At 66.3% G+C, this 23,371-nt stretch carries 22 protein-coding genes and 1 riboswitch; of the genes, 19 read left to right on the top strand and 3 right to left on the bottom strand.

Features of this window, described 5'->3' with window-relative positions:
* Positions 1-2: 2 nt before the first annotated feature.
* The 7 genes from HAV18_RS09915 (at position 3) to arsH (ending at position 7,883) form a co-directional block, all read left to right on the top strand.
* Positions 3-1,547, top strand: coding sequence for an efflux RND transporter periplasmic adaptor subunit (locus HAV18_RS09915; protein WP_166955138.1), 1,545 nt, complete (start codon positions 3-5; stop codon positions 1,545-1,547).
* Positions 1,544-4,750 carry an efflux RND transporter permease subunit gene (locus HAV18_RS09910; RefSeq protein WP_166955136.1) on the top strand — a complete coding sequence of 1,069 codons (3,207 nt, stop codon included), beginning with the start codon at positions 1,544-1,546 and terminating at the stop codon, positions 4,748-4,750. The genes HAV18_RS09915 and HAV18_RS09910 overlap by 4 nt, the downstream gene beginning before the upstream one ends.
* Positions 4,747-5,115, top strand: a complete 369-nt coding sequence (locus HAV18_RS09905; RefSeq protein ID WP_166955134.1) for a copper-binding protein — start codon at positions 4,747-4,749, stop codon at positions 5,113-5,115. The genes HAV18_RS09910 and HAV18_RS09905 overlap by 4 nt, the downstream gene beginning before the upstream one ends.
* Before the next feature lie 210 nt (positions 5,116-5,325).
* Positions 5,326-5,658 carry a helix-turn-helix transcriptional regulator gene (locus tag HAV18_RS09900; protein ID WP_166955132.1) on the top strand — a complete coding sequence of 111 codons (333 nt, stop codon included), beginning with the start codon at positions 5,326-5,328 and terminating at the stop codon, positions 5,656-5,658.
* Entirely contained in the window at positions 5,655-6,725 is a 1,071-nt protein-coding gene (arsB, locus tag HAV18_RS09895) for an ACR3 family arsenite efflux transporter (protein WP_166955130.1), read from the top strand. The genes HAV18_RS09900 and arsB overlap by 4 nt, the downstream gene beginning before the upstream one ends.
* A 20-nt stretch (positions 6,726-6,745) precedes the next feature.
* Complete coding sequence (gene arsC / locus HAV18_RS09890) at positions 6,746-7,168, top strand: arsenate reductase (glutaredoxin) (protein WP_166955128.1); 423 nt, start codon at positions 6,746-6,748, stop codon at positions 7,166-7,168.
* Positions 7,146-7,883, top strand: coding sequence for an arsenical resistance protein ArsH (gene arsH / locus HAV18_RS09885; protein WP_166955126.1), 738 nt, complete (start codon positions 7,146-7,148; stop codon positions 7,881-7,883). Before arsC ends, arsH begins: the two co-directional genes overlap by 23 nt.
* A gap of 79 nt (positions 7,884-7,962) precedes the next feature.
* Here arsH and HAV18_RS09880 read toward each other — a convergent pair whose 3' ends face one another.
* Positions 7,963-8,973 (bottom strand): sodium:calcium antiporter, encoded by a 1,011-nt coding sequence (locus HAV18_RS09880; RefSeq protein WP_166955124.1) that lies wholly within the window; start codon positions 8,971-8,973, stop codon positions 7,963-7,965.
* Between the two features lie 114 nt (positions 8,974-9,087).
* Positions 9,088-9,222, bottom strand: a riboswitch (yybP-ykoY riboswitch).
* A gap of 120 nt (positions 9,223-9,342) precedes the next feature.
* Here HAV18_RS09880 and HAV18_RS09875 point away from each other — a divergent pair.
* The 3 genes from HAV18_RS09875 to HAV18_RS09865 are packed head-to-tail and all read left to right on the top strand — an operon-like array spanning position 9,343 to position 10,841.
* A complete protein-coding gene (locus HAV18_RS09875) occupies positions 9,343-9,618 on the top strand; it encodes a metal/formaldehyde-sensitive transcriptional repressor (protein ID WP_166955122.1) in 276 nt (91 codons plus the stop codon).
* A gap of 12 nt (positions 9,619-9,630) precedes the next feature.
* Complete coding sequence (gene dmeF / locus HAV18_RS09870; RefSeq protein ID WP_166955120.1) at positions 9,631-10,653, top strand: CDF family Co(II)/Ni(II) efflux transporter DmeF; 1,023 nt, start codon at positions 9,631-9,633, stop codon at positions 10,651-10,653.
* 2 nt (positions 10,654-10,655) lie between these two features.
* The gene (locus HAV18_RS09865; RefSeq protein ID WP_166955111.1) at positions 10,656-10,841 is read left to right on the top strand and encodes a DUF1289 domain-containing protein; all 186 of its coding nucleotides are present in this window, start codon (positions 10,656-10,658) and stop codon (positions 10,839-10,841) included.
* A 267-nt stretch (positions 10,842-11,108) separates the two neighbouring features.
* Here HAV18_RS09865 and HAV18_RS09860 read toward each other — a convergent pair whose 3' ends face one another.
* Positions 11,109-12,527 carry a heavy metal sensor histidine kinase gene (locus HAV18_RS09860; protein ID WP_166955109.1) on the bottom strand — a complete coding sequence of 473 codons (1,419 nt, stop codon included), beginning with the start codon at positions 12,525-12,527 and terminating at the stop codon, positions 11,109-11,111.
* Positions 12,524-13,195, bottom strand: a complete 672-nt coding sequence (locus HAV18_RS09855; protein ID WP_166955107.1) for a heavy metal response regulator transcription factor — start codon at positions 13,193-13,195, stop codon at positions 12,524-12,526. Before HAV18_RS09855 ends, HAV18_RS09860 begins: the two co-directional genes overlap by 4 nt.
* A gap of 295 nt (positions 13,196-13,490) precedes the next feature.
* On the opposite strand from HAV18_RS09855, the gene HAV18_RS09850 reads away from it, so the two are divergent.
* The 9 genes from HAV18_RS09850 (at position 13,491) to HAV18_RS09810 (ending at position 23,371) form a co-directional block, all read left to right on the top strand.
* Positions 13,491-13,862 (top strand): hypothetical protein, encoded by a 372-nt coding sequence (locus HAV18_RS09850; RefSeq protein WP_347814743.1) that lies wholly within the window; start codon positions 13,491-13,493, stop codon positions 13,860-13,862.
* A gap of 90 nt (positions 13,863-13,952) precedes the next feature.
* Positions 13,953-14,231, top strand: a complete 279-nt coding sequence (locus tag HAV18_RS09845) for a hypothetical protein (RefSeq protein WP_166955105.1) — start codon at positions 13,953-13,955, stop codon at positions 14,229-14,231.
* The gene (locus tag HAV18_RS09840; RefSeq protein WP_166955103.1) at positions 14,228-15,724 is read left to right on the top strand and encodes a TolC family protein; all 1,497 of its coding nucleotides are present in this window, start codon (positions 14,228-14,230) and stop codon (positions 15,722-15,724) included. The genes HAV18_RS09845 and HAV18_RS09840 overlap by 4 nt, the downstream gene beginning before the upstream one ends.
* 1 nt (position 15,725) lies before the next feature.
* Positions 15,726-17,021 carry a multicopper oxidase family protein gene (locus HAV18_RS09835; protein ID WP_166955101.1) on the top strand — a complete coding sequence of 432 codons (1,296 nt, stop codon included), beginning with the start codon at positions 15,726-15,728 and terminating at the stop codon, positions 17,019-17,021.
* A 68-nt stretch (positions 17,022-17,089) separates the two neighbouring features.
* Positions 17,090-17,437: a copper-binding protein gene (locus HAV18_RS09830; RefSeq protein WP_166955100.1), complete on the top strand. Its 348-nt coding sequence runs from the start codon at positions 17,090-17,092 to the stop codon at positions 17,435-17,437.
* 14 nt (positions 17,438-17,451) lie between these two features.
* Positions 17,452-17,832 carry a copper homeostasis periplasmic binding protein CopC gene (gene copC / locus HAV18_RS09825; RefSeq protein WP_166955098.1) on the top strand — a complete coding sequence of 127 codons (381 nt, stop codon included), beginning with the start codon at positions 17,452-17,454 and terminating at the stop codon, positions 17,830-17,832.
* Positions 17,829-18,770 carry a CopD family protein gene (locus HAV18_RS09820; protein ID WP_166955096.1) on the top strand — a complete coding sequence of 314 codons (942 nt, stop codon included), beginning with the start codon at positions 17,829-17,831 and terminating at the stop codon, positions 18,768-18,770. Before copC ends, HAV18_RS09820 begins: the two co-directional genes overlap by 4 nt.
* A gap of 221 nt (positions 18,771-18,991) precedes the next feature.
* The gene (locus HAV18_RS09815) at positions 18,992-20,806 is read left to right on the top strand and encodes an ExeM/NucH family extracellular endonuclease (protein ID WP_166955094.1); all 1,815 of its coding nucleotides are present in this window, start codon (positions 18,992-18,994) and stop codon (positions 20,804-20,806) included.
* A 717-nt stretch (positions 20,807-21,523) separates the two neighbouring features.
* Positions 21,524-23,371, top strand: a complete 1,848-nt coding sequence (locus tag HAV18_RS09810; protein ID WP_166955092.1) for a S10 family serine carboxypeptidase-like protein — start codon at positions 21,524-21,526, stop codon at positions 23,369-23,371.

Below are 23,371 nucleotides of genomic sequence, written 5' to 3'. Positions count from 1 at the left end.
TCATGAAGAAGCAATCACTGGCGCGCGCGGTGTTGTTGACGTTCGCTGCCGCGGCGCTGCTCGGCGCCGGTTATGTCGCGGGCACACGCCATGCGGCAGGCGGCGTGGCGACGGCCGCATCGGTCGCCGCGAACGGTGCAGCACCTGCCGGCAACACCAACCCGAACACGGGCCGCAAGGTGCTGTACTGGCACGACCCGATGGTGCCGAACCAGCACTTCGACAAACCGGGCAAGTCGCCGTTCATGGACATGCAGTTGCAGCCGGTCTATGCGGACGAAGGTGGCGGCGCGTCCGGTATCCGGATCGATCCGGGCCTGCAGCAGAATCTCGGCATCCGTTATGCGACCGTGCGCCGCCAGCAGACGGCGGCCGGCTTCGATGCGGTGGGCACCACGCAATTCGACGAATCGCGGGCGGACGTCGTCCAGTCTCGCGTCACCGGTTACATCGACCGTCTCTATGCGCGCGCACCGATGCAGCGCATCGCGAAGGGCGCGCCGGTGGCGTCGCTGTTCGTGCCCGACTGGCTCGCGCCGCAGGAGGAATACCTCGCGCTCAAGCGCGGCGGGATGGACGGCAGCCTGCTCGATGCGTCGCGCGCCCGGATGCGCGCGCTGTCGATTCCCGACGGCATGATCGCGAACCTCGACCGCACCGGCCGCGCGCAGACGCACGTCGTGCTGACTGCACCGGAAACCGGCGTCGTCAGCGAGCTGAACGTGCGGGACGGCGCGATGGTCGCGCCCGGTCAGACGCTGGCGAAGATCGCGGGACTGTCGACGCTGTGGCTCATCGTCGAGGTGCCGGAAGCGCTTGCGCTGAACGTGCAGCCGGGGATGCCGGTCGACGCGACGTTCGCGGGCGATCCGGCGCGGCATTTCACCGGACGCATCCGCGAAGTGCTGCCCGGCATCAGCACGAGCAGCCGCACGCTGCAGGCGCGCGTGGAGCTCGACAACGCCGCGCTGAAGCTCACGCCCGGCATGCTGATGCGCGTGCGGGTCGCCGGGAAGGCGAGCGTGTCGCGCCTGCTCGTGCCGTCCGAGGCGGTGATCGCGACGGGCAAGCGCACGATCGTCATCGTGAAGAACGGTGACGGCCGGCTCCAGCCGGTGCAGGTGACGACCGGCAACGACATCGGCGGCGACACGGAGGTGCTCGACGGGTTGAACGAAGGCGACACGGTCGTTGCATCGGGGCAGTTCCTGATCGATTCCGAGGCGAGCCTGAAGAGCGTCCTGCCGAGACTGGAGAGCGACACCGGCGCAAGCGGCGCGAAGGCGACATCCGCGTCGGCACCGAAAGCGTCGGCGCCGATCTACGAAACCACCGGCAAAGTCGAACAGGTCACGGCCGACGACATCACGTTCTCGCATCAGCCCGTGCCGGCGCTCGGCTGGGGCGCGATGACGATGGCGTTCGGCAAGCCGTCGGCCACCGCGTTCCCTGACGTGAAGCCGGGCCAGACGGTGCGCTTCGCGTTCACGCAAAGCGACGACGGCTATCGGCTGACGAAGGTCGAACCGCAGGGAGGCGAACGATGATCGCGCGCATCATTCTCTGGTCGGTCCGGAATCGCTTCCTCGTGTTGCTGGCTACCGTGCTGATCGCTGCGTGGGGCGTTCATTCGCTCCGGCAAACGCCGCTCGATGCATTGCCCGACCTGTCGGACACGCAGGTGATCGTGAAGGCGTCGTATCCGGGCAAGGCACCGCAGATCGTCGAGGATCAGGTGACCTATCCGTTGACGACCACGCTGCTCGGCGTGCCCGGCGCGAAAACCGTCCGCGCGTATTCGTCGTTCGGCGATGCGTTCGTCTACGTGCTGTTTGACGACCATACCGATCCGTACTGGGCGCGCTCGCGCGTGCTCGAATACCTGAGCCAGGTGCAGAGCCGTCTGCCGGCTGGCGCGACGGTTTCGCTCGGGCCGGATGCGACCGGTGTCGGCTGGGTGTACGAGTACGCGCTCGTCGATCGCACCGGCCATCACGATCTCGGGCAACTGCGCGCGCTCAACGACTGGTTCCTGAAGTTCGAGCTGAAGGCCGTGCCGGACGTCTCGGAAGTCGCGAGCATCGGCGGCATGGTGCAGCAGTACCAGGTCGTGCTCGATCCGGACAAGCTGCGCGCGTACGGCATCACGCAGGCGGAGATCGCGAACGCGCTCGGCAACGCGAACCAGGCGTCCGGCGGCTCGGTGGTCGAGCTGGCCGAGTCGGAGTACATGGTGCGCTCGACCGGCTACCTGCGCACGCTCGACGATTTCCGGCACGTGGTGCTGCGCACGAACGACGCCGGTACGCCGGTGCTGCTCGGCGATGTCGCGCGCATCCAGGTCGGCCCCGCGATGCGGCGCGGGATCGCGGAGCTGAACGGGCAGGGCGAGGTGACGGGCGGCGTCGTCGTGATGCGCTCGGGCAAGAATGCGCTCACGACGATCGACGCGGTGAAGGCGAAGCTGGCCGACCTGAAGCGTTCGCTGCCGCCCGGCGTCGAGATCGTCACGACCTACGATCGTTCGCAACTGATCGAGCGCGCGGTGGGCAACCTGAAGGACAAGCTGATCGAGGAGTTCGTGATCGTCGGCATCGTCTGCGCGGTGTTCCTGTTCCATCTGCGCAGCGCGTTCGTCGCGATCCTGTCGCTGCCGCTCGGCGTGCTGGCCGCGTTCATCGTGATGCGCTACCAGGGCGTCAACGCGAACCTGATGTCGCTCGGCGGGATCGCGATCGCGATCGGCGCGATGATCGACGCGGCGATCGTGATGATCGAGAACGCGCACAAGCATCTCGAAGCGTACGACCACGCGCATCCCGGCGAACCGATCACGTCCGCGCGACGTTGGGAGCTCGTCGCGACGTCGGCTGCGGAGGTCGGGCCCGCGCTGTTCTTCTCGCTGCTGATCATCACGCTGTCGTTCATCCCGGTGTTTTCGCTGGAAGGTCAGGAGGGCAAGCTGTTCGCGCCGCTGGCGTTCACGAAGACCTACACGATCGCCGCCGCCGCCGGGCTGTCGGTGACGCTGGTGCCGGTGCTGATGGGCTATCTCGTGCGCGGCCGCATTCCGCACGAGCACGCGAACCCGATCAACCGCGTGCTGATCCGCCTGTACCGGCCGCTGCTCGAAGCGACGCTACGGCGCCCGTGGGTCGCGATCGGTGTCGCGGTCGTCGCGCTGTTACTGACGGCGGTGCCGTTGTCGCGGCTCGGCGGCGAATTCATGCCGCCGCTCGACGAAGGCGACCTGCTGTACATGCCGACCGCGCTGCCGGGCATTTCCGCCGACAAGGCGAGCGAGCTGCTGCAGCAGACCGACCGGCTGATCAAGACCGTGCCCGAGGTCGACACGGTGTTCGGCAAATCGGGCCGTGCCGATACCGCGACCGATCCCGCGCCGCTCGAGATGTTCGAGACGACGATCCGGTTCAAGCCGCGCAGCGCATGGCGGCCCGGCATGACGCCGGAGAAGCTCGTCGACGAACTCGATCGCACGGTGAAGGTGCCGGGCCTGTCGAACGTGTGGGTGCCGCCGATCCGCAACCGGCTCGACATGCTGTCCACCGGCATCAAGACGCCGGTCGGCGTGAAGATTTCCGGGCCCGACCTGGCCGGCATCGACGCGATCGCGAAGCAGGTCGAGGCAGCGGTGAAGCCCGTGCCGGGCGTCACGTCCGCGCTCGCGGAGCGGCTGAACGGCGGCCGCTACATCGACGTCGACATCGACCGGCTCGCCGCCGCGCGCTACGGGCTGTCGGTGGCCGATATCCAGTCGGTCGTGTCGTCGGCGGTCGGCGGCGACGATGTCGGCGAAGTGATCGCGGGGCGCGAGCGCTTCCCGATCAACATCCGCTACCCGCGCGAGGTGCGCGATTCGGTCGAGAACCTGCGGCAACTGCCGGTCGTCACCGCGCGCGGCGCGCAGATCCGCCTGGGCGACGTCGCGCGCATCGCGATCGCCGACGGGCCGCCGATGATCCGCAGCGAGAACGCGCGATTGTCCGGCTACGTGTACGTCGACATCCGCGGCACCGATCTGCAGAGCGCCGTGCGCGCGATGCAGCAGGCCGTCGCGCAACAGGTCGCGTTGCCGCCCGGCTATTCGATCGCGTGGTCGGGGCAGTTCGAGTATCTCGAACGCGCGGCGGCCAAGCTGCGTACCGTCGTGCCGGTCACGCTCGTGGTGATCTTCGTGCTGCTGTTTCTCACGTTCGGCTCGGCGGCCGATGCGCTGCTGCTGATGTCGACGGTGCCGTTCGCGCTGATCGGCGGCTTCTGGCTCGTGTGGGCGCTCGGCCATGCGGTGTCGGTCGCGACATCGGTGGGCTTCATCGCGCTCGCGGGCGTGGCCGCCGAGTTCGGCGTCGTGATGCTGCTGTACCTGAAGGGCGCGCTGCAGCGCCGGCTCGACGCAGGCGAACCGCTGACCGACGCGCTGCTGCTCGACGCGATCCGCGAAGGCGCGGTGCTGCGCGTGCGGCCGAAGGCGATGACGGTCGCCGTCGTGCTCGCCGGCCTCGTGCCGATCATGGTCGGGCACGGCGCCGGTTCCGAAGTGATGCAGCGCATCGCCGCGCCGATGGTCGGCGGCATGGTCACGGCGCCGCTGCTGTCGATGTTCGTCATTCCCGCCGCCTGGCTTCTGCTTCAGCGCCGTCGTGCGCGAAGCATGGGCCGCGTGCGGCATTCCGATGCAGTTCCTCACGGCACGAACGTGCCATCCATCCCAACCGGAGAATCACGATGAAGAAGTGGATCACTGTCACCACCACCGCAGCCGTTCTCGCGACCGGCGCTTTCACCGCGCCCGCCTTTGCCGCCAGCGACATGGCCGGCATGGACATGTCGGGCATGAAGATGTCGTCGGGCGGCGCGGCCGACTCGAATGCCGCGCTGACCGATGCCGAAGTGAAGAAGGTCGATGCCGCGAGCGGCAAGATCACGCTGAAGCACGGCGCGCTCGACAACGTCGGGATGCCCCCGATGACGATGGCGTTCAAGGCGAAGGACGCGGCGATGCTCGACCACGCGCATGCGGGCGACAAGGTCAAGGTGCGGATCGAGAAGGTCGACGGCACGCTGACGATCGTCAAGCTGGTGAAGGCGTCCTGACCTGAGCGCGCGCCGGTGCATCGCCCGCCCGTGAAGCGGGGCGGCGGCTGCACCGGCGCCGCGCGTGTCGGGCCGGATGCGGCTCGTGCGGCTGCGTTTGATGGTGTGCGACGGGTGGGGGGCAGCCCGCCAGTGCTGTACGGCAGGGGATCGGCACCTATATTTCAACAATACTTGAAATGTCGAAATGAAGACGCTATCCTTCGCGCCATGGACTCCAATCTCGTCGTGCGCGCCTTGGGCGCGCTTGCTCATGAAGCGCGCCTCGCCATCTTTCGCGCGCTGGTCGTGGCCGGCCCGCAAGGGCTGCCGGCTGGCGCAATCGCCCAGCAGATCGGGCTGTCGCCATCGAGCCTGTCGTTCCATCTGAAGGATTTGTCGCATGCGGATCTGGTCACCGCGCGTCAGGACGGCCGGTTCATCTATTACGCGGCGAATTTCGAATCGATGAGCGGGCTCATCGGGTTCCTGACCGAGAACTGCTGCGAGGGCGCCGCGTGCGGCGTGCCGGCGGCGCCGGCCTGCTGCGGGGATCGCCCATGACCGGCTCGAACGTGGCCACGTCGCAAGCCGTGGCGCTCAAGCCTGCCATCGGCTTCTTCGAGCGCTACCTGACCGTCTGGGTGGCGCTTTGCATCGTGCTCGGCATCGCGCTGGGCCTGGCGCTGCCGGGGCTCTTCCAGCGCATCGGCCGCATGGAATACGCGCAGGTCAACCTGCCCGTCGGGCTGTTGATCTGGGTGATGATCGTGCCGATGCTCGTCAAGGTCGACTTCGGCGCGTTGCATGAGGTCCGGCAGCATGTGCGGGGGATCGGCGTCACGCTCGTCGTGAACTGGCTCGTCAAACCGTTTTCGATGGCGTTGCTCGGCTGGCTGTTCATCCGGCAGTTGTTCGCGCCGATGCTGCCGGCCGACCAGATCGACAGTTATATCGCCGGCCTGATCCTGCTGGCCGCCGCGCCGTGCACGGCGATGGTGTTCGTGTGGAGCCGGCTGACGGGCGGCGATCCGCTGTTCACGCTGTCGCAGGTCGCGCTGAACGACAGCATCATGGTGATCGCGTTCGCGCCGCTGGTCGGCCTGTTGCTGGGGATGTCCGCCATCACGGTGCCCTGGGCGACGCTGCTCACGTCGGTCGCGCTGTACATCGTCATTCCGGTGATCCTCGCGCAAGCGTGGCGCAGGCTGTTGCTCGCCAGGGGGCAGGCGGCGTTCGACCGCGCGATGGCGAAGATCGGCCCGTGGTCCATCGCCGCGCTGCTGGCTACGCTGGTACTGCTGTTCGCGTTCCAGGGCGAGGCGATCCTGAAGCAACCGCTGGTGATCGCGCTGCTCGCGGTGCCGATCCTGATCCAGGTGTTCTTCAACGCAGCGCTCGCCTATGGGCTCAATCGCATCGTTGGCGAGAAACACAGCATCGCGTGCCCGTCGGCGCTGATCGGCGCGTCCAATTTCTTCGAACTGGCCGTAGCGGCCGCCATCAGCCTGTTCGGCTTCCACTCGGGCGCCGCGCTCGCGACCGTCGTCGGCGTGCTCATCGAGGTGCCGGTCATGCTGCTCGTCGTGCGCATCGTCAACCGCTCGAAGGGCTGGTACGAGCGCGCGTGAAACCATTCAGGAGTCCGGAAATGACCGACATCACCATCTATCACAACCCCGATTGCGGCACGTCGCGCAATACGCTGGCCATGATTCGCAACACCGGCGTCGAGCCTCGTGTCGTGCTTTATCTCGAGACGCCGCCGGGGCAGGAGGAATTGCGCGCGCTGACCGCCGCGATGGGCATCCCCGTTCGTGACGTGCTGCGTCGCAAGGGGACGCCGTACGAAGCGCTCGATCTCGACAATCCGAAATGGAGCGACGACGATCTGATCGGCTTCATGGTCGCGCATCCGCTCCTGATCAATCGCCCGATCGTCGTCACCCCGCTCGGCACGCGGCTGTGCCGCCCGTCCGAGCAGGTGCTCGATATCCTGCCCGATCCGCAGAAGGGGCCGTTTGCGAAGGAAGACGGCGAAATCGTGATCGATGCGGAGGGCAAGCGTGTCTGACAGCCTGAACGATCTGCCGCAACTCGAAGCCACGCTCTTTCGCGTACCGGACGCGAGCGCACTGCGGCCCGCGCGGCCGTCGACGCACCCGCCACGCATCGTGTTGCTCTACGGGTCATTGCGCGCGCGTTCGTTCAGCCGGCTGCTGGTCGAGGAAGCGGCGCGATTGCTGACGGCCATGGGCGCCGATGTCAGGATCTTCAATCCGGCCGGATTGCCGTTGCCTGACGATGCACCCGAGCACCACCCGAAAGTGGCGGAGTTGCGCGAGCTCGTGCAATGGTCGGAGGGCATGGTGTGGTGTTCCCCCGAGCGACACGGCGCGATGACCGGCGTGATGAAAGCGCAGATCGACTGGATTCCGTTGTCGGTCGGCGCGGTACGGCCGACGCAGGGCAAGACGCTGGCGGTCATGCAGGTCAGCGGCGGATCGCAATCGTTCAACGCGGTCAACCAGATGCGGGTGCTCGGGCGCTGGATGCGCATGCTGACCATTCCGAACCAGTCGTCCGTCGCGAAGGCGTTCATGGAATTCGGCGACGACGACAGGATGAAGCCGTCCGCGTATTTCGACCGGGTCGTCGACGTCATGGAGGAACTGGTCAAGTTCACGCTGCTCACGCGTGACGTCGGCACGTACCTGACGGACCGGTACAGCGAGCGCAAGGAAAGCGCCGAACAACTGTCGCAGCGTGTGAACCAGACGCGCATCTGAACCCCGCGCGGGCGGGCGGCGCGGGGGTGCATCGTTCGCGCCCGGGGCAGGGCAGCGGGATCTGACCGTGTGAATCAGATCATCGAGCCAGTGTCAGGAACAGATACCCTGCGTAACCCGCGCCGTTCGCCAGCAATGCCCAGATCGCGAGCCCGCGCGTGCGCGCATTGAAGCGCAGCCACGCCGCCGCCGCGAGCGTGATGATCACGCCGGTCAGCACTTCGGGGCGCGGCTCCCACGGCGTCAGCATGATGCCGATCGCCGGCAGCAGCGTGCCCTGGAACACCATCGCGCCGGTGATGTTGCCGAACGCGAGCGTGTCCTTCCTGCGGCGGATCCACAGCACGCTGTTGACCTTCTCGGGCAGCTCCGTCGCGATCGGCACGATGATCAGCGACAGCAGCAGTGCCGATACGCCGAGCACGTGCGACACGCCTTCCACGCCGTGAATGAAACCCTTCGCACCGCCGACCAGCAGCGCGAGGCCGATGAGCAGCTGCAGCGCGATGGTCGCCAGGTTGGTCGGCGCACCCAGGCGTGACAGGAACATCGTGTGCGGCGCTTCGGTGCCATGCCCGGCATCGACGAGCTGGTTCGACGCACGGAACGTCATCACGACATACATCACGTAGATCCCGACCAGCATCGCGGCGAGCAGCGCGCGCACGGCCCCGTTGTGATGCGGGACGAACATCGCGGCGGTGGCCAGCGAGAACGCGGCGAGGAAGTAGTTCAGGTCGCGCACGAAGCCCGTGCGTTCCGGTGCGATCGTGCCGCGCAGTCCGCGCGAGCGGATCACGGCGAGCGTCATCAGGAACGTGGTGAGCGTCGCGAGCATCAGCGGTGCGCCGAGAATCGCGCCGACGCCGATCTCCTCGTTCACTGCCTGGTTCGCCGTGCCGCCGGCGAGCGCGAGCAGCGGCACCATCGTTTCGGGCAGCGCGGTGCCGACGGCGGCGAACAGCGAACCGGTGACGCCTTCGGAAATCTTCAGGCGTTCGCCGAGATGTTCGAGTGCATTGGTGAAGACCTCGGCGGCGACGAGGATGACGATCAGCATGACCGCCAGTTCGACAAACATGAAGGTCATGCGGCACCTCCGCAGGCATGGGTGCGGACGGCGGCGAAACGCGGGGAGACGGCGGCGGGGAACATGGGGACTCCGTGGTCGGACGCTGACGAACCATGGCGCATCCGCCGACGTCCGACCAGGAACGACGCGATGCGCCCATGGTCTCGCCAGGCCGATCAGGCTGAACGCGCCACGGCCGCAGGCCGAGTGTGTTGACGCGTTCGCTTTCCGGGGAAGGAAAGCAGGCTACTCCCCAAAGACGAAGGGCAGTCTAGCCGAGCGGATTTCTTTCGACAAGCCTTCATCTCGAAAAAAAATACCCCTCGCCCCTATAGGGGAAGCCTTCCGGAGATATACTCCCCTTCCCTATTCAGGAGCCCGTCGTCGATGAGCCATACCGTTCGTGAAAAACAGAAGCTGCTGAACCGCGTGCGTCGTATCAAGGGCCAGGTCGAGGCCATCGAGCGCGCGCTCGGGGACGAGCACGGCTGCAACGAGGTCCTGCAATTGATCACGAGTTGCCGCGGCGCGATGAACGGCTTGCTGGCCGTCGTGCTGGAAGACCACATTCGCGAGCATCTGGTCGATGCGCACGAACCTGACGCACACGAAGGCAGCGCGACCGAGCAGCTGATCGACGTGGTGCACAGCTATTTCAAGTAATCGGGGCAGGGCATGAATACTTTCCGGGATGACGCGTTCGGCGCGGGGCATGACCATATCTTCCTCGGCGCGGCACACGAGCAGAACGAGCGGAGGACCTGGATGGTCATCGGCCTGTGCTCGGCGATGATGGTGGCCGAGATCGTCGGCGGCACGCTGTTCGGGTCGCTCGCGCTCGTCGCCGACGGGTTGCACATGTCGACGCACGCCGGCGCGATGCTGATCGCCGCGCTGGCCTATACCTATGCGCGCAAGCATGCGGACGATCCGCGCTTCGTGTTCGGCACCGGCAAGCTGGGCGACCTGGCCGGCTTCACGAGCGCGATCGTGCTCGCGATGATCGCGATCCTGATCGGCTACGAGGCGGTTGCGCGTCTGCTGGCGCCGGTGCCCATTCACTTCGGCGAAGCGATTCCGATTGCCGTGCTGGGGCTCGCGGTGAACCTCGCCAGCGTGTGGCTGTTGAGCGGCGGCCATCACCACGGGCATGGCCATGGGCACGGCCATCATCATGGGCACGACCACGGTCACGACCACGATCATGATCACGACGATGATGACCATCACGCACATCACGATCACGGTTCGCAAACGGCAGCCCATCGCGACCACAACATCCGCTCGGCCTACGTTCACGTGATCGCCGATGCGGCCGTGTCGGTGCTGGCCATCGTCGGCCTGCTGCTCGCCCGTGCGTTCGGTTGGGTCTGGATGGATCCCGTCGCGGGCATTATCGGCGCACTCGTCATCGCGAACTGGTCGTACGGGCTGATGCGCGATACGGGCGGCATCCTGCTCGACGTCAACGTCGATCGCAAGCTGGCGGCGCGCGTACGTCACGCGATCGAGGCGCTTGGCGACAAGGTCAACGATCTGCACGTGTGGCGCGTCGGCCCCGGCCACATGAGCGCGATCGTGTCGGTCGAGACCGTCGATACGGTGCGCGACGCGCGTTTCTACCATGCGCTGATCGAGGGTTTCGACGGCGTGTCGCACGTGACCGTCGAAGTGATGACGCCTGCGAAGGCGGCCTGACCGTGGCCGTGAAATCGCCCTGTATCGAGCTGTGCGCGTTTGACGGCCGAACGGGCTTTTGTGTCGGCTGCCTGCGCACACGCGACGAGGCGCGGGACTGGAGGAAGATGACCGACCATCGCCGGCACCAGATACTGAACGACCGCAATCGTCGCCAGGCGAAAATCCGGCGCGAGCCGGAGGCGTGACGGCGCTCGTCGGCGGGTGCGGTCGTGCTTCGTCGCGCGTCGCATCGGCCGGCATGCCGATGCGACAGACAAAGCGACAGACAAAGCGACAGACCAAGCGACAGACCAAGCGACAGACCAAGCGACAGACCAAGCGACAGACAAAGCGACAGACAAAGCGACAGACAAAGCGACAGACAAAGCGACAGACAAAGCGACAGGCAATGCGACAGGCAATGCGACAGGCAATGCGACAGGCAATGCGACAGGCGATGCGCGGCGAGCGGCTTACCCTTCGGCGCCGCGCGGAAAATAAAGCGCGAACGTCGTGCGCCCGTCGCGGCTCGCGACCTCGACCTTGCCGCGATGCAGCTCCATGATCGATTTCACGATCGCGAGCCCGAGCCCCGCGTTGCGCGCCGCGCCGTGCCGCGACGAATCGATGCGGTAGAAGCGCTCGAAGATCCGTTCGACCTGCTCGGGTGGAATCGCGGCGCCGCGATTCGTGACTTCGACGATCGCGTAATTCCCTTGCGCCGAAACGGCCAGCTCGATCGTCGACGCGGCTTCCGCGTGTTCGAGCGCATTCGACGCGAGATTGCTCACCGCGCGGCGGAACAGCGTAGCGTCCGCGACGACCGGCGCTTCGCCGCGCACGTCGATGCGCACACCGGCTTCGTCGGCGAGCGCCTGGAAATACGACGCAAGCCGGCGCAACTCGCTGCCCGCATCTAGCTCGGCGGTTTTCAGGTGCTGTCGCGCATTGTCGGTGCGCGCGAGAAACAGCATGTTCTCGATCATCCGCTGCAGCCGTTCGCATTCCTCGATGTTCGAATCGATCAGCGCTTCGTATTCTTCGGTCGTGCGCGCGCGCGACAGCGTGACCTGCGATGCGCTGATCACGTTCGCGAGCGGCGTGCGCATGTCGTGCGCGAGATCGGACGAGAACTGCGACAGCCGCACGAACGCGCGTTCGAGGCGGTCGAGCATCCGGTTGACCGACGTCGCGAGTTCACGCAGCTCGACGGGGCCGCCGCGCGCGTCGAGCCGCGCGTTCAGGTTGTGCGCCTCGATGCGTGACGTCTGCCGGCCGAGGCTCTCGACCGGGCGCAGGCCGCGCGATGCGACCGCGTAGCCGAGTGCACCGACCAGCAGCGCACCCACGGCCGCCGCGAGCCAGATGTCGACGCGATAGCTTTCGAGCAACGACTGGCGATCGGTCGCCGTGCGTGCAAGCGCGACCTGGATCGCATCGCCGGACGGCAGCGTGGCGCGCGCATAGACGCAGCGCGACGTGCCGATGCCGGGTGGTGAGCAGGTGAACGGGCTGCTGCTTCCGCCTGCGCTGCGTGCCGGATGCGGTGCAGTGATGACCGATACGAGTGTGTTGCCCGCCTCGTCGGAATGTTCGACCAGTGGCCGGTTCCGCGCATCGTAGATGCCGAGATAGACGCCCGGATGCGACAGCAGCACTTCATGAAACACGGCCGGATCGGCGCGCAGCGCGGCAGCCGAGCCGCTCGCGTGCGCAAGCTGCAGGAACTGGTTGAGCTTGCCGGAGATCTCGATATCGTCGCGCCGCGTCAGCTCGGCGGACAGCGAGCGATACAGGTACGCGCCGGTCAGCGCGAACACGAGCGCGGCGACGACAGCGAACGCCAGCGTCAGGCGCCGCAGCAGCGAATACGAGGCCGGGCTGCGCGTCACGAACGATCCTCGAGCACGTAGCCCATTCCGCGGATCGTGTGGATCAGCTTCTTCTCATGGGCGTTGTCGATCTTCGCGCGCAGGCGCTTGATCGCCGCATCGACGACGTTCGTGTCGCTGTCGAAATTCATGTCCCAGATCTGCGACGTGATGAAGGTGCGCGTCAGCACTTCCCCTTCGCGTTCGGCGAGCAGCTGCAGCAGTGCGAATTCCTGCGCGGTCAGGTCGATGCGGGTGTCGGCGCGCCGCACGCGGCGGCGGATCAGGTCGACTTCGAGATCGGCGACATGCAGGATGTCGCGCACGTTGCGCGGCGCGCGCCGCAGCAGCGAGCGGATGCGCGCGAGGAACTCGGCATACGCGAACGGCTTGAGCAGGTAATCGTCGGCGCCCAGTTCGAGTCCGGCGACCTTGTCCTCGATCGCCTCGCGCGCCGTGAGCAGCAGCACGGGCGTCTGCTTCTGCGCGCGCAGGCGCTTGAGCACCTCGAAGCCATCCATTTCCGGCAGCATCACGTCGAGCACGACGAGATCGAAATCCTCGTGCAGCGCGAGGAACAGCCCGTCCTTGCCGTTTTCCGCGACGTCGACCGTGTAGCTCGCCTCCATCAGCCCTTTCCGGAGGTAGGACGCCATCTTGGGTTCGTCTTCGACTATCAGTATCCGCATGGTGAGGCAGGCTGTCCGTGATTCCAGCCGGTCAGTGTAACGCGTGAGCTTAGGGCGCCGTGCGTGCGCGAAGGATGACCGCCGGATGACGGAATTTTCATGAAGCGTGTGCGTCGCATCGACAGGGTTTCATGAAAATTCCGTCATGTTTCGACCATGTCGTCGTCACCGCGGCGGCGATAAGCTGCGGCCGTCTTGTCCCCGGAGCACGCCGTCGCGGCGCTGCGCCGGCCCATCCGGTCGTTGCCTGCCTGATTCCGCATCCATGTCGTACTGGCGCACATTCCTCGTCGTCGTGCTGCTGGCGCTGAGCCTGCCGATCCAGTCGTTCGCGACTGTTTCGATGGCATGTGCGGGCGCTGGCGCGGTCGCAGTCGTGGCCATGCCGCACATGGAAGACGGGGCAAGTGCCGTTGAGGCCGCGCCGCATGCAATGCCGAGCGCGCAGGGTGACCCGCATCGGCACGCGCACGACGATCATGCGCGACATGCACAGCCGTGCTCCGCGTGTGGGTCCTGCTGCCTCGGCACCGGCATGGCGGATCTTCCTGCGATGTCCGTTGCGTCAGGTATCGGCATCGCGATCGTTTCTTCCGCTCCAACCCCGGTCGTCGTGTCGTTCCTGACCGGCGGCATCGACAGACCGCCGCGTCGGCTTCTCGTCTAGACCCTGCCCGTGGCCCCGAACGGCCGCGCTCTGCAATCCGCTCCGGCGGCGGTATCCGTGCCGCCGGACGACTCACGACGAGACCCATTCATGCGATTGATTACTGCAGCGCTGCTTGGCGCGGCGGCCCTCGTGCCGTCGCTCGCGCCTGCGCAAACCCCGCTGCCCGATCCGGCGGATGCCACCGTGGCCGTGCCGGACGTCACCGTGCCGTCCGCATTCGACGGCTACCGGCCATATCGGGACGACGAAGGCCCGGGCTGGAAACAGCTGAACCGGGACGTGATGGAACGGCCCGCGAAGGGACGACCGACCGGTCAGGCGACTGGCGGCGGATCCCATTCGATGCACGAGGGGGCCGCGCCATGACGATGCTGGCGATATCGCCGAGGATCGGCGCGGCGGCGGTCGTGCTGGCCTTCTTCGCGGGCTGCACGACGTTCTCGAAGGACGGTGGCTTCGACGCGGTGTCTTCCGCTGCGTCGGAGCGCATCGGAAAAGACGCGGTCGTGGTCAGGACCGACGCCGACCGCGAAGCCGTCGACGCGCGCACGAAGGAGCTGCTTGCAAAGCCGTTGTCGATCGACGACGCGGTGCAGGTCGCGCTGCTGAACAACCGTGGCCTGCAGGCGTCGTACGCGGAACTCGGGCTGTCGGAGGCCGACCTCGTGCAGGCCGGCCGGCTGCCGAACCCGCGCTTCTCGTTCAGCCGCACACGCGCCGGCGATGGCGAGCTGACCCTCGGCCGCACGTTCTCGGCGAACGTGTTCGCGCTGCTGACGATGCCGCTCGCGACGAACATCGAACGCCGCCGCTTCGAGCAGACCAAACTCGAAACGGCCGACGCGATGCTGAAGGTGGCCGCCGACGCGCGCCGCGCGTATGTCGAGGCCGTCGCAGCCGAACAGGCCGCGAACTATGCGCAGCAGGTGCGCGATGCCGCGAGTGCGGCGGCCGAACTTGCGCTGCGCATGCGGCAGGCCGGCAACTTCAGCCGCCTCGATTACGCGCGCGAACAGGCGTTCCATGCCGATGCGGTCGCGCAGCATGCGAAGGCGCGCCAACAGGCCGTCGCCGCGCGCGAGAAGCTCACGCGTGCGATGGGCCTGTGGGGCGAACGCACGCGGTACGCGCTGCCCGAGCGCTTGCCCGACCTGCCGAAAGCGCGGCCGAACCTGCCCGATCTCGAACGTTTCGCGATGAGCAACCGCCTCGACATCCAGGCCGCGAAATTGCAGACGCAGGGCGTTGCGTCGTCGCTTGGCCTGAGTAAAGCCACGCGCTTCGTCAATGCGGTCGATCTCGGCTACGTGAACAACTACGAGACCGGCAAGGGTCACGAGCACGGCTTCGAGATCAGCGTCGAGATTCCGCTGTTCGACTGGGGCGGCGCGAAGGTCGCGCGAGCGGAGGCCGTCTACATGCAGTCGGCGAACCGGCTCGCGAAAACGGCTATCGATGCGCGTTCCGAGGTGCGCGAATCGTATGCGGCCTACGTGACGAGCTACGACGTCGCGACGCACTATCGCGACGAAGTCGTGCCGCTGCGCAAGACGATCTCGGACGAGCTGATGTTGCGCTACAACGGGATGCTCGCGAGCGTGTTCGAGCTGCTGGCCGATGCGCGCGAACAGGTCGGCGCGGTCAACGGCTACATCGATGCGCTGAAGGACTACTGGCTCGCCGAAACCGATCTGCAGATGGCCGTCGGGGGCCGGCTGCCGTCCCCGGGCGACGTGCCGCGCGCGACGCCCTCTGCACGGCCGGAACCCGCTTCAACCGCCGACGCTGCGCCGCAGCCGGCTTCCACCCCCGCGGCGCAACCGGCGCCCCCGACACAAACGCATCCGGAAGGTCATTGACATGGTGTCCCGTCGACAATTTCTCAGCAACTCGGGCGCCGCACTGCTGGGTGCGGCGATGGTCAGCAAGGCCGGCGCCGCGTCGTTGCCCGAAGCGCCCACGATGGCGAAAACCGCCACGCAGCCGCCGCTCGTGCCGCCGAACGGCCGGCCGTACACGCCCGTCGCGACGCTGAACGGCTGGACGCTGCCGTGGCGCATGAAGAACGGCTGGAAGGAATTCCACCTGACGGCCGAGCCCGTCGTGCGCGAGATGGCGCCCGGCATGAACGCGAACCTGTGGGGCTACAACGGCCAGTCGCCGGGCCCGACGATCGAGGCTGTCGAAGGCGACAAGGTGCGCATCTTCGTGACCAACCGGCTGCCCGAGCACACGACGATCCACTGGCACGGGCTGCGGCTGCCGAACGGGATGGATGGCGTCGGCGGCCTCACGCAGCCGCATATCCCGCCCGGCAAGACCTTCGTCTACGAGTTCCAGCTCGAGGCGCACGGTACGTTCATGTATCACCCGCACGCCGACGAGATGGTGCAGATGGCGATGGGGATGATGGGCATGTTCATCGTGCACCCGAAGGATCGCGGCACGATGCCGGTCGATCGCGACTTCGTGTTCCTGCTCGCCGCGTACGACATCGATCCGGGCAGCTACACGCCGCGCGTGAACGAGATGACGGACTTCAACATGTGGACGTTCAACTCGCGCGTGTTCCCGGGCATCGATCCGCTGCCGGTGCGCGCGGGCGACCGCGTGCGGATTCGTTTCGGCAACCTGACGATGACGAACCATCCGATCCACCTGCACGGCTACAGCTTCGAAGTCGCGGGCACCGACGGCGGCTGGATTCCACCGACGGCGCGCTGGCCGGAAGTAACGGCCGATGTCGCGGTGGGGCAGATGCGCGCGATCGAATTCACCGCCGATCGCCCGGGCGACTGGGCATTTCATTGCCACAAGTCGCACCACACGATGAATGCGATGGGCCACCAGGTGCCGAACCTGATCGGCGTGCCGCAGAAGGATCTCGCGAAACGGATCGGCAAGCTCGTGCCCGACTACATGGCGATGGGCAGCACGGGCGGGGCGATGGGCGGCATGGAGATGCCGCTGCCCGACAACACGCTGCCGATGATGACGGGCACGGGCCCGTTCGGGCCGCTGGAGATGGGCGGCATGTTCACGGTCTGCAAGGTGCGGCAGGGGCTTGGCCGCAACGACTATCGCGATCCAGGCTGGTTCCGGCATCCGAAGGGCACGGTCGCCTACGAATACACCGGCGAATTACCGGACGGTTGAGCAGCAGCATGCGGCGGGCGTACCGATGCGGCCGCCGGTTTCATTTCACTCACACGGGAGTCGACACGATGAAGAAGGGACTGGTTTTGATGGCAACGGGTTGCGCGCTGGCGTTTTCCGCCGCGTCGTACGCGGCCGGCGACATGGCCGGCATGGACATGGGCGGCGGCGCGAAGCAGGGCGCCGACGCGGCGCAGCGCATGTCGCACGGTGAAATCCGCAAGGTCGACACGGCTGTCGGCAAGCTGACGATCAAGCACGGCCCGCTGGAGAACCTCGGGATGGACGCGATGACGATGGTGTTCAAGGTGAAGGACCCGGCGATGCTGTCGCAGGTCAAGACCGGCGACAAGATCGACTTCGTCGCGGAAGAGGTGAACGGCGCGCTGACCGTCGTCGAACTGAAGAAGCCGTGACGCGGAGCGTGAACATGAAGATCACGACACTCGCGCGGCTGGCCGCGTTCGCCGCGGCCGGTGCGATCCTCGCGGCCGCACCGGTCGCGGCCTCGGCGCACGGCAAGCTCGAAAGCGCTACACCGGCGACGGGCAGCACGGTCGACACGGCGCCCGACACGCTGCGGCTCACCTTCAACGAAGACCTCGAACCGGCGTTCAGCTCGGTGAAGGTGTCGGATGCGAACGGCAACGCCGTCACGCGGGACAAGGCGAAGGTCGATGCGGCGAACCCGCGCGTGATGACCGTCGCGATGCCGACGCTCGTGCCCGGCGCGTACACGGTGCAGTGGGCCGCGATGACGGCCGATGCGCATCGCACGAAGGGCACCTATACGTTCAGGGTGAAAGGGTGAACGACGGCTTCGTCGGTCTCCTGCGGCTCGTGTCGGTGGCGATCCAGAACGCCGGGTTCGCCGTCGTCGTCGGTGCGCTGCTCGGCAACCACTGGCTCGCGCGTGGCGCGTCGGCGTGGCAGCACGGCGTCGGGCGGCGGCTCGTCACGACGCTGCGCGTCGCGTCCGTCGTATCGCTGGCCGCGAGCGTCACCGCGTTCTGGGCGCACTGCGCGCTGATGAGCGAAGTGTCGTTGCTCGAAGCGGGGCCGGCCGTCCACTCGATGCTCGCGGGCACCGGGTTCGGTCATGCGTGGCTGGCCGGAGCCGTATTCATGCTCGTCGTCGTGCTGCTGTCGTTCGTCAGGCGCGCGAACGACACGCGCATTCCGTTCGCGATCTGGGCCGCGCTTGCCTGCGTCGCGCTCGCGCGCAGCAATGGCGGGCATCCGGTGGATGCGGGCTGGTTCAGCGTGCCGGTGTGGATCGACTGGTTGCATCTGCTGGCGATCAGCGCATGGGTCGGGCTCGTTCTCGTGACGGTATTCGGTGTGATGCCGCGGCTCATCGCGATGCCCGCGAGCGAGCGCACGACCGGCGCATCGTTCGTGCAATCGCTTTCCGATGCGTCGACCTACGCATTGATCGTGTTGTTCGCGACCGGTGCGTACAACGGCTGGCGCGGGGTCGATACACCCGCCAACCTGTTCGCATCGACGTACGGGCAGATCCTGCTGCTGAAGCTCTCGCTCGTGCTGATCGCCGCGGCGCTCGGCGGACACAACCGCTTCTTCGGGATGCCGAAGTTGCTGGCGGCGCTGAAGGATCCGGCTGCCGCGATGCCGGCTGTTTCGCTGAAACGGTTCGGCACGGTGTTGCGGATCGAGGCGGTTGTGCTCGGTGGCGTGCTGATGGTGGCGGCCGTGCTCGTGTCGAGTGCGTTGCCGGGGACGGTGTAGCGCGACGCCGCGGTGGCGCGGCGGCGAAGGCACGCGGGGCGATCGTCATTGGGACAATGGACTTTCGTCAGACGATTTCCCCGCTTTTTCAGGCACAAACGCGCACTGGATGGCGATCGCAGCGCGATAACGACAATTACATCAGCCTGTCTGTCGATTACCAAAAACTGTCATTGAGCGCCGCTAAGCTTTCGCCACCCTCACAACCGGGATTCCCCGTCATGCGCTCGACAATCCGCCTCATCACCCCGCTATTGCTGCTCCCGACGCTCGCCGCGCCGGTTTTCGCCGCCACCGCCGCGCCCGTCAGCCCGAACTGCGGCGGCAGCACGACGCCGATCGCCGAGATCCAGGGGCCGGGCGCGCCGTCGCCGCTCGCCGGCCAGAACGTATCGATCGAAGCCGTCGTCACCGCCGATTTCGGCGGCACGGACGGCTTCGGCGGCTTCTTCGTCCAGCAGGCCGACGCGCAGCGCCGCAACCAGCCGGGCGTGTCCGAAGGCCTGTTCGTCTACGCGCCGAAAGTGCGGGCGAAAGCGGGCGACCTCGTGCACGTGACGGGCAAGGTCGAGGAGAAGTACGGGCAGACGCAGCTCACGCAGTCGGGCGCGATCGCGGTGTGCGCGAACGGCCAGACCGTCACGCCCGCGACGCTCACGCTGCCGGTCGACAGCCCGAACGCATTCGCCGCGTATGAAGGGATGCTGGTGCGCCTGCCGCAGACGCTGAACGTGACCGACAACTACGAGCTCGGCCGCTACGGCAGCGTGATGCTCAGCAACGGCCGCCTGCGCACGCCGACGAGCGTCGTGCCGCCCGCGCAGGCACAGACGCAGATCGATGCGAATGCACGCAACCGCCTCGTCCTCGACGACGGCTCGAACAAGCAGAACCCCGCGACCGTGCCGTACCCGGCGCCGGGCCTGTCGGCCGCGAATACGCTGCGTGCGGGCTACACGGTGCGCGACGTCGAAGGCGTGCTCGAGGTGCGTTACGGCGCATGGCGCGTGCAGCCGCTGCCCGGCGCGGCCGTGCCGGCATTCGAAGCGCGCACGAACCCGCGCACCAACGCGCCCGCGCGCGATCCGAAATCGAACCTGCGCGTCGCGTCGTTCAACGTCCTCAACTACTTCAACGGCAACGGTCTCGGCGGCGGCTTCGACGATCCGAACAACCGCGGCGCAAAGAACTTCCAGGAATTCCAGCGCCAGGAAGCGAAGATCGTCAGCGCGCTGAAGTCGATCGACGCCGACGTGATCGGCCTGATGGAAATCCAGAACAATGGCTACGGAGAACTGAGCGCGGTGCGCCAGCTCGCGGCGAAGCTCGGCAACAATTGGCGCGTGGTCGATCCGGGCGTGTCGCGCCTCGGCGGCGATGCGATCACCGTCGCGATGATCTACGACAGCCGCAAGGTCGAACCGGTCGGCCGCGCGGCCACGCTCGCGATCGACGACAAGAACCGCCAGCCGCTCGCGCAGTCGTTCCGGCTGGTTGGTGGCAACAAGCAGTCGCTGACGGTGGCCGTGAACCACCTGAAGTCGAAGAACTGCCCGGACGCCGCGAACGACGATCTCGACCAGGGTGACGGCCAGGGCTGCTGGAACCCGACGCGCACGCGCGCGGCGGCGAAGGTGGCCGACTGGCTCGCCGGCAACCCGACGGGCGTCGCGGGCCAGGGCGTGCTGCTGATCGGCGACTTCAACAGCTACACGTATGAAGACCCGATCCGCACGCTCGAATCGCGCGGCTACCGCAACCTCGTCGCGCGCTGGATCGGCGCGAATGCGTACAGCTACGTGTACAACGGCGAAGCCGGCTATCTCGATCACGCGCTCGCGACGCTGCCGCTCGCGTCGCACGTGAAGGCCGTGCACGAATGGCACATCAACGCGGACGAGCCGCTCGCGCTGCAGTACACGCTCGCCTACAAATCGGCGGAGCAGCAGAAGACGTTCTACGCGCCGGATGCGTATCGTTCGTCGGATCACGACCCGGTGCTGATCGATATCGCGCTGCCGGGCGGCGGGCATTGATGGCGGGTTGAACGCGGATTGAACGCGGGTGAGGCGCGGCGTGCGGCGAGGCTGCACGCCGCGCCTCGTTTCTTCCGGAACGGCCGGCCGGTGCAAGGGTAAATAATTCCGCCGAAATCGTCGCGAATTAACGTAATCGGTATTTTATGGATGGCGCGATGCGGATAAGCGCATCGATTGAAGAATGGTTGAAGTGAATCGAATCATTGAATGATGGACTGCACATGCCGTCATATCGCATTAATCGATCTCCGATAATTAAAATGAAAGAAAAATTCCGGCGATCTGAAGGCTTTCGAGGCGCTGCGTCAACTCGGGAAAGGATTCCTGGTTGTGCGATAAAAGCAGGATATTCGGCGGATTATTGCCGGTGAGGCGCGCAATGCACAAATAATCCTGTTTTCTTTCAATTGCCAGACACTGTCCGCCGTTAGCATCATTGCGGGATTTTTAATATCCGAATGATCTTTGACAACGCGGCGCAGCACCGCATATTTTGTCGATGTCGTAAATTCAAGTAATCAGAAAAGAAGTCCAAACTGCAGGGGGCGGTTCAAGCACGATTCTCGCCAGCAGTTTGCTGTGTCTGTATCACGTTCAGTCTCTTGAAGCAGTCCGATCCCAACCGCCTTTGCGCGAGTGGCGGGTGTTGCTGCGCGTCTCGCCGGCGAAGGCGGCCTTTGTGAAGTGGTATCCGAACCAAATCAAAGGGCAGAGATGAAACCAGACAGGAGCTGTACCGGTAGCCGCCGTGCCCGTCGCGGCCGGATGGCCGGGCTAGGCGCATTGACCGCCATGACACTGGCGCTCGCAGCGTGCGGCGGCGACGATTCGTCGTCCGTCGGCGCGTCGAGCCTGGCGCAGACCACGGCCAGCCAGCAGGCCAGCGCACAAGCGGCCAGCAACCAGGCGCCGGCGGCCAACCAGCCTTACGTCGACCAGGTCGCCTATTCGATGAATGCGACCGACGGCCTCGCCGCCGCGCAGGTATCCGAGAAAGCGGCCGTCATGCATTACCAGTGGAAAAACGGCGGCACGGCCGTCAACTACACGACGACCACCGGCCACCTGACCGCGCAGGACGCGAACGGCAATGCGGAAGCGTCGATGTCGTATGTCGCGTACACCGCGCCGAGCACCAACGGCAAGCCGCGCCCCGTCACGTTCGTCTATAACGGTGGCCCCGGCTCGTCGTCGATCTGGCTGCGGCTCGGCTCGTTCGCGCCGACCCGCGTGGCCACGCCCGATCCGGGGTTCGGCAGCAACTGGCCGAACTATCCGCTCGTCGATAACGCCGACAGCCTGATCGACACCACCGACCTCGTGTTCATCGACCCGCCCGGAACCGGGCTGTCGGAAGCCGTGTTGCCGAACACCAACCAGAAGTACTGGGGTTCCGATGCGGACGTGAACATCATGCGCGACTTCATCCAGCGCTACCTGAACGTCAACAGCCGCAGCACGTCGCCGATCTACCTGTACGGCGAATCGTACGGCACGCCGCGTACCGACATGCTCGCGCTGGCGCTCGAATCGGCCGGCGTGCACCTGACGGGCATCGTGCTGCAGTCGTCGATCCTGAACTACTTCGCGGATGCGGTGGAAGCGGTGGCGATCACGCAGTCGACGGAGGGGCTGCTGCTCCAGACCGATACCGTGGCCGGTTACCTGCCCGGCTATGCGGCGGTCGCGGCGTACTTCAACCAGGTTTCGCCGGCACCGGTGAACCAGGATCTGTACGCACTGCAGACGGAACTGTTCACGACGCTGATCTACAACCAGCTGCAGAAGTATTCGCAGTCGTGGGTGTTGAGCCAGCTCGGCATTCCGGATGCGCTCGGCACGCCGGTGTTCCCGAGCAATGCGACGCTCAAGCTGTGGGGGATACCGTCGAGCCTGACGCTGCAGGCGCTGCAGGGCTACTTCAACGCGAACCCGTTCGGCACGAGCCTGCTGCCCGGAACGACGATCGGCCGGTATGACGGACGCGTGTCGTTGCCGAACTCCGATCCGCGGCTGCAGAACGACGGCGACCCGTCCGACATCCTGATTTCGCAGCCGTTCACGAACGCGCTCGCGACGCAGATGCCGGATTACCTCGGCTATACCGCACCGAACGCGACCTACCTGCCGCTGAACGACAACATCATCGGCGTCTGGGACTTCACGCACGACGGCCAGCCGATGCCCGACACGATCCCCGATCTGCTCGGTGCGCTGCAGCTCAACCCGAAGCTTCGTGTCCTCGCGGAGAATGGCTTCCACGATCTCGCGACGCCGTTCTTCAACACCGAGAAGCAACTCGCGCGGCTGCAGACGGTGAAGGGCTTCAATCCGAAGCTGCAGGTGAACTTCTTCCAGGGCGGTCACATGATCTACCTGGACGACGTCGCCCGTCCGCAGATGAAGCGGGACCTGAAGACGTTCTACAAGGGCGCGCGGATTCCGACGGCACTGACGCTGCATACGCTGCCGCCGCCGTGGCCGGATGAAAACCCGCCCAGCGTACCGACCGGCAGCATCCCGGGTGCGACGGCCGCGACGACACTGGCGGCGGCCCCTTGA

It is taken from the genome of Burkholderia sp. D-99 (assembly GCF_011605345.1).
GTDB lineage: Bacteria > Pseudomonadota > Gammaproteobacteria > Burkholderiales > Burkholderiaceae > Burkholderia.
Note: the sequence above shows the minus strand (reverse complement) of the source record. Positions and strands in the feature narration are given on the sequence as shown.